Source organism: Candidatus Tisiphia endosymbiont of Nedyus quadrimaculatus (genome assembly GCF_964059235.1).
GTDB lineage: Bacteria > Pseudomonadota > Alphaproteobacteria > Rickettsiales > Rickettsiaceae > Tisiphia.
In genome coordinates this window covers 729,823-742,456 of sequence record NZ_OZ060452.1, presented here as the reverse complement: position 1 = coordinate 742,456, position 12,634 = coordinate 729,823, and the positions used below count along the sequence as shown (strand labels likewise).

Below are 12,634 nucleotides of genomic sequence, written 5' to 3'. Positions count from 1 at the left end.
CTCAGTTCGATATAAGAATTAATAATTCTTATATCGAACTGAGGTTTATTACTAATGTTAAAAACATCTATTTTTTGCAGTCATTTTAGTATACTATTATTTTATTTACCACTAATATATATCATAAGATATTATAGGATATGAAATGAAAGATCGGAAAGACATTGAGCCATATATGGCATATAAGCCTGCTCAGATATATAATGTCTTGAAAGATTTAACTAGAAGCCAAGAATATAAACTATCAACAGAGACGTATGAAAATCCGGGGAATCCTGAGAATAAAATTAATTATTATCTTAAAAAGGACAATAATTATATCACTGCCCCATCTCATGATGCTCAAAAAGGCAATTCGCTTACAACAACTGCAGCCCCATTAAAGGATACACTTGGAGTACTAAACCAAGATCCTAATTGGAAGCAAGCAATAATTCCTATGTGTCAGTCTAACAAATATTTTCTTGGATTGCTAACAAGGAGACATTTTACATATTTAGAACTGAATAAAGATAAAGATGGAAATATAACATCTCATCATCATGATTCCAAAGGATGGCTTAGCCGTTTTTACCCACTAAAACCAATTAGAGATTCACTAGAAGAAACATTTGGAAAAGATAGAGTTACCTTTAAATCATCATATCTAGGTCATCAAAAAATAGCTGATAATATAAATTGCGGTCGATTCATCCTGTCTTATATAAAAAACGTTATTACTGGTGATCCTGCTAAAAATAAAATAAATCCTCAAACGCAGACAAGTTTATTTAGCGATTTTGACACAACAATTAACAATCCACCTCAGAAAAAAAAGATTTTACCTAAAGCTAAAGTCCCAACACAGACTCCCCATATGGTAGACCACGTATCACGCATTAGTATAAAACCTAATAATAATCCAGGAAGAACACATTAAGTCGTACCACTCTTCCTACCATCCATCTCAGCAAATACATCTTCCCACGATCCAGTAGTTGCAGCTTTGGTATATTCGGTCACCCTTCCTTCAAAGAAATTAGTATGTTCAGCACCGTTTAAGATTTCATCAAGCCAAGGTAATGGATTAGTATCAATTAAATAAATCTCTTTAAGCCCAAGTTGCATTAATCTGCGATCGGCAATATAACGAATATATTTCATTACGTCTCTAGCTGTTAACCCCTCAATACCACCAACTTCAAATGCTAGTTCAATAAAGGCATCTTCAAAATGCACAATAGTCGCACACGCCTCATAAAGACGGCTACGAACCTCCTCAGTCCATACCTCAGGGTTTTCTCTAATAAAAGTTTTAAATAACATAATGATAGAATCAGTATGTAACGTCTCATCCCTTACTGACCAACTAATAATTTGCCCCATACCTTTCATTTTATTAAAACGAGGAAAATTAAGTAAAATGGCAAATGAAGCAAATAGTTGTAATCCTTCAGTAAATGCCCCAAATACTGCTAAAGTCGTGGCGATATCTTCTTTCGTTTCTACACCGAAACGCTGCATATAGTCATATTTATCTTTCATTTCTTTATACTTAAGAAATGCTGAATATTCAGTTTCTGGCATACCTACAGTGTCAAGCAAATGGGAATAAGCAGCAATATGAATTGTTTCCATATTAGAAAACGCCGATAACATCATCAACACTTCCGTTGGCTTAAATACCCTAGAATAATGTTTCATATAACAATTATTCACTTCAATATCAGCTTGAGTAAAGAAACGAAATATTTGAGTTAATAAATGTTTTTCTCCTGGACTTAAATTATATTTCCAATCTTTTAGATCATCAGCTAGCGGCACTTCCTCTGGTAACCAATGAATTCGTTGTTGAATATGCCATGCTTCATAAGCCCATGGATAAGAAAATGGTTTGTAGATTGGACTGGCATTAAGTAAAGACATGTTATATTTCCTTTTTAAGTATACTAAATTAACCTGAGTTTGATATAAGAATAATTCTTCCTTCCTGTGAAGGTAATGTCATTCCCGCGTGGATCACTAGTATGTCATATATGGACGAGTAAGTAAGTCAATAAGAAAAATGATGCGGGAGTAATAAAAAAATAAGCTGTCATATATTCGGCATCTAGTGCCATAATAGTTTTCGCATTCCACGCAATCCTTGGAGTTATCCACTCATTCTTACGGCTTCTAGAGCCTTGACATAAAATCTCGGACTTGTTTTTGGAATGCCCATTTATTATCTCCAATCACTTTCGCTTATATCGTACCTCTTAAATCCTATTTACTTACTTCTTCTTTTATATAGATAAAATACAGATAAATCTATATACACCACCAACTATCAAGCATATGCACATTTTCTTGTAACACATACATACGCTATTCTAGCTAATTTGTTTGCTATTGCCACAGCAGCCTTATTAAAGCTCATCCTTCCCAACAATTTTTTTGCCCATAGCACTAAATGATCAGTGGGGTCCTTTTGTATTTTTGCTCTGATTGCAATAGACCTTGCTCCTTGTATCAGCATAGTTCTAACATATCTATCTCCTTTCTTAGTGATAGATCCAAGACTTGTTTTACCACCTGTGCTATTTTGCTTAGGCACTAATCCCAAACTTGCAGCAAAACTTCGACAATCATCATAATTTTCATAAGCTGCTATGCTTAGTATATTAGCATTAATTTCTCCAATACCTGGTATTGTTTTTAATAAAGTAGCTGTTTCAGATTCTTTATTTATTGCTATTAGCTGTTTATCTATTGCTGATTCTTGTATTAATAACGTAGCAATTTCTTCAGCTATTACCTTCATTTCCTTATACATTCTCTCTGAAATCACACCAGCATTTTTGGCATCTTCTACTATATTTAATGCCTCACGGGCAAATTTAGATTTACTCATTTTTATGTAATAACCAAATTCAAGTAAATCACTCATTAAACCATTACTATATTGTACTCTTTGTCTAATAATATGTTGCCGACGTTTATGTAACCAACTAATCTCTTGTTGTGATATATTTTTTATACGAACCGATTTTAACTCCGGATCTTTTCCTGCTCTTGCTATTGCCAAAGCATCATTTGTATCATTTTTTTGCCGAGTTTTTGCAAAAGCTTTTACATCACATGGTTTAAGTAATTTTACTGTAAAACCTGATTCCATAAACTTATTGCTCCAATAATGACAACTGCCACATGCTTCCATTACCAATAAACTATTCTTGGGAATGTTTGTTAAAATGTAGTCTTCAAATTCTTCTCTGTGTAATTTTTTAGCTAATATTTTTTCACCATCTTTATTTAATGCAACAATATGAAAAATTGTTTTTGCTAAATCAATGCCTAGTATGTTAATATCTTTCATGGTATGGACTCCTTTTTAATTATTAAATAGTATAATTATGTGACCGAATTATATTCGTGATCACGGTAGTAAGTAAAGTTTCTTTTACTTACTCGTCCATACCATCATTCTTAGCAACGGCGGGAATCTAAAAAAAATAAGCCTGAAAGACTATTAAGTAATATAGATCCCGCACCGAAGCAGGGATGACATACTAGTGATCCACGCGGGCAAAGCCAAGCAGGGGTGACACACTAATGATCCACGCTAGCAATGCCTTTAGCTAGGAATGACATCAAGACTACCATATTCATTACTGACAGGATAAACATTCATCATAAGACACAACGTCTTCTTGTTTTTTCTTATTATCTCGTTCAATATCTTGAAAATCCACTTTCTTGACATCGTGTGATACTTTATCGGCTCTTTGAATCGAGGTTGATCTACAATAATATAAACTCTTAACACCTTTCTTCCAAGCTCTAAAATGGATATTATTTAAATACATCTTACTTACATTACCTGCTAAAAAAACATTTAGAGATTGAGATTGCGAGACATATGATACCCTATCTGCTGCTAGATCAATAAGCCAATTTTGATCAATCTCATAAGCAGTTCTAAAAACATCTTTTTCATGGCTGGATAAAAAGGTTAGATGTTGAACTGAGCCTTCATGAGTTGCAATTGATGACCAAACCTGCTCATTATTAAAACCTTTGGTGCTTAACAGCTTTTCTAAATATTTGTTACGTACATTAAAAGATCCAGTAAGAGTCTTTTGGACAAAACTATTAGCAGCAAATGGTTCAATTCCAGGTGAACTATTGCCAGCAATAATAGAGATTGATGCCGTAGGAGCAATAGCTGTTTTATTACTAAACCGTTCGTTAATACCTACTTCAGCTGCATCGAGGCAAGCACCACGTTCATCAGATAGAACTACTGAAGCTTTATCAACTTCTTTATGAATATGTTCAAATATTTGATTATTCCAAACCTTTGCCATTACCGACTCTATTGGTACATCCTTTGATTGTAGGAATGAGTGAAAACCCATAACACCTAAACCTACACTACGTTCACGCATTGCTGAATATTTAGCTCGCTCCATGGTACTAGGTGCTTTAGTGATAAAATCTTCAAGTACGTTATCTAAAAAACGCATTACGGTAGGAATAAACTCGGGGTCATTTTGCCAATCATCAAAATATTCTAAATTTACAGAAGACAAACAACACACAGCGGTTCTAACCTTACCCAAATGATCAATGCCAGTTGGTAGGGTAATCTCGCTACAAAGATTAGAAGTTTTTACTTGTAGCCCAAGTTTTTTATGATGCTGCGGAATATATTTATTGACAGTATCAATAAATAAAATATAGGGTTCTCCAGTTTCTATTCTAGTAGTTAGTAACTTAACCCACAAATCTCTAGCCTTAACTTCACGTACAACTTTTTTAGTAGCAGGGCTGATTAATGGAAAATTTTCATCACTCTCAACTGCTTGCATAAATGCATCTGTTACAGCTATGCCGTGATGTATGTTTAAAGCTTTACGATTAGTATCACCACCAGTATGGCGTCTTAAATCTATGAATTCCTCAATTTCAGGGTGATCAATTGGTAAATATATAGCAGCATTTCCACGTCTAATTGACCCTTGAGAAATAGCTAAAGTCATAGAATCCACAACCTTGATAAATGGAATAATGCCAGAAGAAGTACCTTTGCCTTTAATTGCCTCATTAATAGAACGAACATTGCCCCAATAGCTTCCTATACCACCACCACGTGAGGCTAACCAAACATTCTCAGTCCAAAGATCTACAATACCTTCTAAACTATCATCTGTTTCATTCAAAAAACAAGAGATAGGCATCCCTCTGTCAGTTCCACCATTACTAAGAACTGGGGTAGCTGGCATAAACCACAACTTGCTTATGTACTCATATAATTGCTGAGCTATCTCTGCATTATCAGCATAATAGCTAGCTACTCTAGCAAATAAATCTTGAAAATCCTCTCCGGCTAGTAAGTATCTATCTTTTAGCACTGCTTTGCCAAAACTAGTAAGTAAATCATCTCGTTTCTTATCAATTTTTATAGGAAATTTAGTATTTGCTTGCGTTGCCATTGTTATATTATCTTATTGTTTTAATTAAATTACCCTAATTCGGGATAAGAATTATAATTCTTATCCCGAATTAGCTGTGATATAAAGAAAAATGTACTCTTGAAGCGGTTCTGCGAGTACATTTTAAACCTTTCTAAAGCTAAAAATATGATTTTAAAAGATTAAAATCATGTTTTTAGCAAAATGGATTGCCACGCTCACATACGTTCGCTCGCAATGACATATACGTCTATAAAACGTCATTGCGAGGAGACCGTAGGTCGACGAAGCAATCTATAATTTCACCGAATTTGGGATAAGAATTATTTAATTCTTATCCCAAATTGGGGTAAATTGAGAATATAGCAGATTTTTGTCTTAACACTAATAGCATAATCACACAATTTTTAAAAATTTTTCTAATTCTACAAGACTCGAAACATTAATCAAATCAAATTTATGGTCAGTTTTTTTTAGCATATTAGTTAGCACCTTACCTGCACCAATTTCAACTATTTGTTCTATTTTTAGATTTTCCAATTCGTTTAAGGTTTGACGCCACCTCACCCTACCGCAAATCTGTGAGATTAAGTTTTGTTTTATCTCTATAGGGTTAGTTGTTGGTTTGGCTGTAACGTTTTGTATTACCGGAACAAACGGTTTGTTAATTACTACTTTGTCTAAAGCCTTTGCCATTTGCTCTTCTGCTGGCTTCATCAAACTACAATGAAAAGGACTACTTACATTCAATTTAATAGCTTTATAGCCCAAATCTTTTACGATAGATATTACCCGCTCCACTGCTATAGCTTCACCACTGATGACTATTTGTCCGTTTATATTATCGTTGGCTATATCAAGGTTGGTAAACTCTTTTACGATCTCTTCAAGCTTTTCTAGAGGAATAGCTATACACGCCGCCATTGAACCTTCACCTACTGGATAAGCCTCTTGCATAGACTTACTACGTATTGCTAGCAATTGGGTAGTTACTTGTATATCTATACTTTCCGCTGCACATAATGCACTATATTCTCCTAAAGAATGACCTGCAACATATGAACACAGGTTAGTAATATTTCTATTGGTTTGTTGTTTAATGACATTCAATATTGCCATAGACACTGCCATTAGTGCTGGTTGAGCATTAATAGTCAAAGTTAAATCTTCACTTGGTCCATTAAAGACAATATGACTTAATTTTCTTTCGAGAGTATCATCTACCATTTCAAATGTCTCTTTTGCCACCTGAAAGTTATCGTAGAATTCTTTTCCCATACCAACTATTTGTGACCCTTGACCTGGAAAGACAAATGCTCTATTCATAATATACTACTCGTAAATGAAGAGTTGATAGACGATAGAATCAAAATTATGATAGTAGCCGGAGTCAAAGGGTCGAGGTGCTAGGCGTACATTTAGTACGTGGCTACCTACGATCCCTGAAGACGACAACGCAATTCTTGATTTTCATCGAGTATAATACCATAATAATTTAATTTATCTACTGCCGATTATGAGAATTCCAACAATACTGTCAATAGTTTTAATTATTCTAAATTTACTAATATCAGAGTCAATGGCCTTGGACTCTGTCAAAGAAACTTTTACATGTCTAGACAAGAAAACATGGCAAGATTGTGAAAAGATGGCAAAGTCTTCAAAAGATAAAGCCTTAATCAAAATTATTATGTCTCAAAGATTCTTAGACCTGAATTATAAGAAAAATAGCTTTGAAGAGGTAATAAAATTTATACAAAACAATCCCCACTGGCCACAAGTCGATAAACTAAAAGAGATGGCAGAACAATATTTAAACTATAACACAGACCAAGCTTTAATTGTAAACTGGTTTAGTGGAAACGAACCAATTACTGCTTTAGGCTATAAATTTTATGCTTTAGCCAGTAAAAAATTAATAAAAGATCCACAAAAATTAGCGAAGATTATAAAAAATGGTTGGATTTATGGGGTCTTCACGCAAGCAGAAGAAAGCAACTATTTGAGTAATTTCAAAAATATATTGTGTGAAGAAGATCATGTAAAAAAAATTGATGAATATTTATGGACAGGGGATACGTGTAGTGCAAAAAAATATATGCATTATGTCAGTAATGGCTATAAACAAAATTTTATTACCCAAATTGCTATACTAAGTAAATCTAATACTAGTGAAAAACTTTTTCAACAAGTATCAGAAAAATATTATACCCCAGCTTTATTATTTAACTATTTGGATTCCAAGAAAAAAGAGATTCCTACCAGTCAAAGTATTGCTCTATTTAAAAAAGTAAAGCAAGATAAAATACATTCCGCCTATTGGGCTCGTGTACAATCTTATTACGCTAGAGAATTTATTGACCAAAAAGATTTTGTCAGTAGTTATAAAATAATTAGCATACCTCTTACTGTCTACCCTGAGCATGTAAGAGAAGCAGAATGGCTTAGTGGTTGGCTTGCTCTTAGATTTTTGCATAAGCCGGACATTGCTTTAAGTCATTTTAACAAATTTATGAAAGTTGCAGCCAAGCCATTAAGCGTATCAAGGGGGCAATATTGGCTAGCTAGAACCTATGAAGCAAAAGGGGATAAAGAGCAAGCGAATAAATTTTATCATATGGCCAGCAAGTATTCCCATAGTTTTTATGGACAGTTAGCTAATATCGAACTTAACAAACGGCACTTTATTTTACCACAAAAGCCCACCTCCACTAAGCATAATAATGAAAATAGTGAAATTATTAGAGCCATAAAACATCTAATTAAATATGGTAAGCATGATTTAGCTCTGTTATATGCTAAAACGGCTATTGAAAAATCATCAAAACCGTCTGAGGTTTTATTAATTACCGATATGATTAGTACAAAGGGCAATATTTATCATACAGTAGAGGTAGCAAAAACTGCTTGTCAACATCATACTTTTATTAAGGATTATGCTTTCCCTACCCCTTATACTCAGGCAGTAAAAAATACCCCCCTAGAACCAGCTTTAATATACAGTATTATAAGACAGGAGTCAGTTTTTAATCAATATACAATTAGTACAGCTAAAGCTAAGGGTCTAATGCAGCTTACAGATGCAGCTGCTTATGATACGGCTAAATCTATTGGCTGTAAATGTCATATTAAAAAATTAACTACTGACCCTAAATATAACATTATGCTAGGTACTAATCATTTTAAAGAATACTTACAACTATATAATGGTAATTATCTTTTAGCCATTGCTGCTTATAATGCTGGTCCTTGTAGAATCACAAGATGGATTAATCTGTTTGGTGATCCACGAGACTTAAAAGATTTACGACAAATAATTGATTGGATTGAACTAATCCCATATTATGAAACTAGAAATTATGCTCAACGTGTCTTAGAAAATCTACAAGTTTATAGATCTATCCTTAATAAAAACAGCAACTTAAAGCTAAAACAAGATCTTTTAAAGACTAAAGATAATAAGAGAACCTGAATTCGATGTAACAAGTTACATCGAACTTTCGTGTTATATTTTAACAATCAGGTTTGAAGCGGCTGCCCACCTGATTGTTAAAATATAACACTCCATTCAATATGTGATTTTAATAATTAAAATCACATATTGAATGATGAAAAAAGTTAAAATGCACTCGCGTCAGCCGCTTCAAGAGTGCATTTTTCCTTATAACAAAGCCAGCTCGATATAAGAATTAATAATTCTTATATCGAACTGAGATTAAGAGAGAAATATAACATTTTAGGCTATTTTTAGCCCCATGCTTCTAGTACTACAGTTGTAGCACCAGAGTACCAGTAGTAAAGGTATAACATGTTCTCAAGATATAAGAACCCAAAAATCACCATAAGGGATTATACGAACTTTGAAATTGTAAAGATGACCTACTGATAGTAGGTTAGTGGAATTTAGGTTCAGAATTAGCAAACAAACTTTTCTACTTTTTAATGATTTTTATTATTAATATTTAAACTTAAGTTGAGTTATTTTTGCTTATTCTTTATAGATATTCGTATAATATGTTTTATATGTACCGTTAGGACATAATTTATTTTTCAACAGTTTCATTATATGAAAAAATTTTTACTATTAATCATATTATTAATCATTAATACTAGAACTTTGGCAAAAGAACAAATAACTAATTTAATCACCCCAGTTAGTTATTTTGTCAATCATGAGCAACAACTTAAAATCCTTAATGAGCATTTAAATAAATATAGACAAGCAAGTATAGTTGGTACTAGTGGTATAGGTAAAACTCAACTGATTAGGATGTATGGTTATGAGAATAAAAATAATTATGATCTAATTTGGTTTTTTGATTGTAACCTTGATTTTAATGAGCAATTTGTTAAATTAGCCAAACAACTCAATACTATCAAACAAACTAATATATCTGAAGAAGTTGCTTTAGCAAAAAAAGAAGTAATATCATATTTAACTTCTACTAATAAGTGGTTATTGGTGTTTGATAATCTAAAAGTTAATGAAAATACAAAAGTACAAGATTTTATTGATTGGGAACATAATGGTAATATAGTGTTTTGTTCGCAAGATAATGAAAAGTTATCTAATATTATAGCAATGCCCATACTTGATAAGCCTACTATTATAGCTTTAGCTAATAGCTTATTGGATAATAAAGATAACAATAGTGTTGAATTTTTAACGCAATCTTTTAGTGGTTATCCAATATTGATAGTGCAAGGAACTCAATTGCTTAACAAAATTAAAGGTTTAGATAAAGAGGAGTATAAAAAGAAAATCTATCAATCAACTGATAAAATAGCAACAAATATTAATATGGTTATTCAACAATTAAAACCAAGTGCAATAAAGTTGCTGAATAAAATAGCTTTATTAAATAACCAAAGTTTTTCAAAACAGCTGCTTACCATCATTACTGATCATAAAGATACTTTAGATGATGATATATATCAATTATCTAAGTTTATGCTAATTAGCAATATTAATTTTAGTGAGAATAATCCTATTTTTGAAATGCATGACATAGTTAGCAATAAAATAATGGAACTAAATGGTGATAATAATAAAATATATTTAGAAAATATTATTGCCAAATTACCTAAACCTACAAGAGCTCTCTCAGGATATTTGTGGAGAACCGCTCAGACTATAGCAGAAAACTTAGAAATTATTCTTAAAAATTCTGAAGGATATAATACTAACATATATACAATACTTAAATTAAGAAGTGAGTTATTGTCTTTATATGTAAACGTTGGTGATAATAGCAAAATCCAGCAAATGGTTGATTGGTTTAATCAAAAAAATCAACAAATTAAATTATGGCAAATGCCTGAGAATTACAAATTTTATTACAGTAGATATTTAGGGGCAATAGGAATCTATAATAGGTTAATAAGAAATTTTGAAACAGCGATTTCTTATTTTACTAAATCATTAGAAGTTTTATATACACTTGATAATGATGAAGGCAATGATGCTCTAAAATTTAATTTAATTCATCAAATATGTATAACGTATATAGACATAGGTGAGATAAAATTGGCTGAAGAATTACTTATAAAGATTGAAAAATTAGCAACTCAAGAAGTAGAACATATATTTACAATATATTTTTTAAAGGCTTGCTTGTTTTATGCACAAGGAAAATATAACAAAGCTTTAGAATATAGAGATCAAAGTATTGAGCTTCTTATAAAAAATGGATTCCATGCTAATGACTTATACCTTAGTAGAACTTATATTTATAGAGCAATGGTACTGAATTGTCTTGGTAGATATCAAGAAGCTTATGCTCAAGCTCAACAATTATATAACACACATAAGAAGCTCATAGGGTATGATTATGATATTAAATTTTCATGTATTTATACAGAAATGGCAAAAAGTAAATTAGGTTTAGGTAAAGTATATAAAGCTTCTGAATACATTAATAAGGCTATATTGTTAGCAGAAGAAAACAACAATTCGGAGAACATAAATTATTCTAAAAATTCTGATTTAGCAGCTACTTATGTAGTACAAGGTGATATTTTTTTTGCTCAAGATGACCTTAAGCGATCTATAGAATCTTATAAAAAAGCGTTTGTTATATACCATTATTTATATGGAGATAGAAGTAAAAATATTGTTCAAGTAAGTGATTTGTATAATCATGGAGCAAAAACTGCCTGTAAAAGCAAAGATTTATATAATTATAAATTTTTTGGCAAGCCACAAATTAAGGAGTTTGGCATACACCACCCTAATACAGTTGATATGTTTGAATATTGCAAACAATATAACATGGATTTGTGGGACAAGAACCATTAAGTATTAAGGTTCTGTGGCATTTATTAATAACACAAGGGAAAAGGATCATTAGGAAGATTCATGATTTCACCCCAATTCGGGATAAGAATTAGTTAATTCTTATCCCGAATTAGCTTTAATATAAGGAAAAATGCATTCTTAAAGCGGCTAACGCGAATGCATTTTAAACCTTTCTAAAACTAAAAACATGATTTTAATCTTTTAAAATCATGTTTTTAGCAAAATATTAATTTAACTTGAATTCGATGTAACAAGTTAATACTAGACCCAGTATCATCTCTATTGTGGGTGATGTCACCCCTGCGTAGGCAGGGGTCTAAAGCAGTAGCAAGGATTAAGTGCTTAAACATTTTTAGATACCTGCCTTCGCAGGGATGACATCGAGCGTGCAGAGAATAATAATTATTCTTACATCAAACTGAGGTTAATTTAACAATCAGATGCAGAGCCGTCTCAAATCTGATTGTTTCTATAATTTTACCGAATTTGGGATAAGAATTTGTCAATTCTTATCCCAAATTCGCGTATTTCCGTATGCAACTCGTTAAACAATCCCAACAACAACGTAAAACAGATGCTCATACCCCACATCATTAATTCATGTACGCTGGAATGCTGATGGATTACATAACTTCACTGTTAAAATGTTAACTTACCTTGCCTTATTAGATCATCTAAAATAGGCGTTTCTTTTTGGCTTCTTTGGATACGATCAACTTTATCAGCTATAAAAGTAATAGGCTCATGTTGCTTTTTTATAAATTTGATAATTTCCATAAAATGTTTGCAATCACCTTATAATGACCCCATAAAACTAGACCAGTGAGTAAGTCAGTTCGTAGACACTCTTATTAAACAAAAAGGGTTTTCTTTTTTAAAAGAAAACCCTTTTGTTTGAAGT

8 protein-coding genes are annotated in these 12,634 nt (G+C 32.1%); 3 read left to right on the top strand and 5 right to left on the bottom strand.

Annotation, left to right across the window (positions count from 1 at the left end):
* Positions 1-145 precede the first annotated feature (145 nt).
* Complete coding sequence (locus AB3211_RS03580) at positions 146-919, top strand: hypothetical protein (protein ID WP_367364731.1); 774 nt, start codon at positions 146-148, stop codon at positions 917-919.
* Here AB3211_RS03580 and AB3211_RS03575 read toward each other — a convergent pair.
* The 4 genes from AB3211_RS03575 to fabD form a co-directional block, all read right to left on the bottom strand.
* Positions 916-1,905: a ribonucleotide-diphosphate reductase subunit beta gene (locus AB3211_RS03575; RefSeq protein ID WP_367364730.1), complete on the bottom strand. Its 990-nt coding sequence runs from the start codon at positions 1,903-1,905 to the stop codon at positions 916-918. The two genes, AB3211_RS03580 and AB3211_RS03575, sit on opposite strands and share 4 nt — an antisense overlap.
* Before the next feature lie 403 nt (positions 1,906-2,308).
* The gene (locus tag AB3211_RS03570) at positions 2,309-3,337 is read right to left on the bottom strand and encodes an IS110 family transposase (RefSeq protein ID WP_367363657.1); all 1,029 of its coding nucleotides are present in this window, start codon (positions 3,335-3,337) and stop codon (positions 2,309-2,311) included.
* A 292-nt stretch (positions 3,338-3,629) separates the two neighbouring features.
* Positions 3,630-5,456 (bottom strand): ribonucleoside-diphosphate reductase subunit alpha, encoded by a 1,827-nt coding sequence (locus AB3211_RS03565; protein ID WP_367364729.1) that lies wholly within the window; start codon positions 5,454-5,456, stop codon positions 3,630-3,632.
* A gap of 375 nt (positions 5,457-5,831) precedes the next feature.
* Positions 5,832-6,761, bottom strand: a complete 930-nt coding sequence (gene fabD / locus AB3211_RS03560; RefSeq protein ID WP_367364728.1) for an ACP S-malonyltransferase — start codon at positions 6,759-6,761, stop codon at positions 5,832-5,834.
* A 187-nt stretch (positions 6,762-6,948) separates the two neighbouring features.
* On the opposite strand from fabD, the gene AB3211_RS03555 reads away from it, so the two are divergent.
* A complete protein-coding gene (locus tag AB3211_RS03555; RefSeq protein ID WP_410521615.1) occupies positions 6,949-8,907 on the top strand; it encodes a transglycosylase SLT domain-containing protein in 1,959 nt (652 codons plus the stop codon).
* A 594-nt stretch (positions 8,908-9,501) separates the two neighbouring features.
* Complete coding sequence (locus AB3211_RS03550; RefSeq protein ID WP_367364726.1) at positions 9,502-11,733, top strand: tetratricopeptide repeat protein; 2,232 nt, start codon at positions 9,502-9,504, stop codon at positions 11,731-11,733.
* Positions 11,734-12,372: 639 nt separating this feature from the next.
* Here AB3211_RS03550 and AB3211_RS03545 read toward each other — a convergent pair.
* The gene (locus tag AB3211_RS03545; protein ID WP_367364725.1) at positions 12,373-12,510 is read right to left on the bottom strand and encodes a hypothetical protein; all 138 of its coding nucleotides are present in this window, start codon (positions 12,508-12,510) and stop codon (positions 12,373-12,375) included.
* Positions 12,511-12,634: the final 124 nt, after the last annotated feature.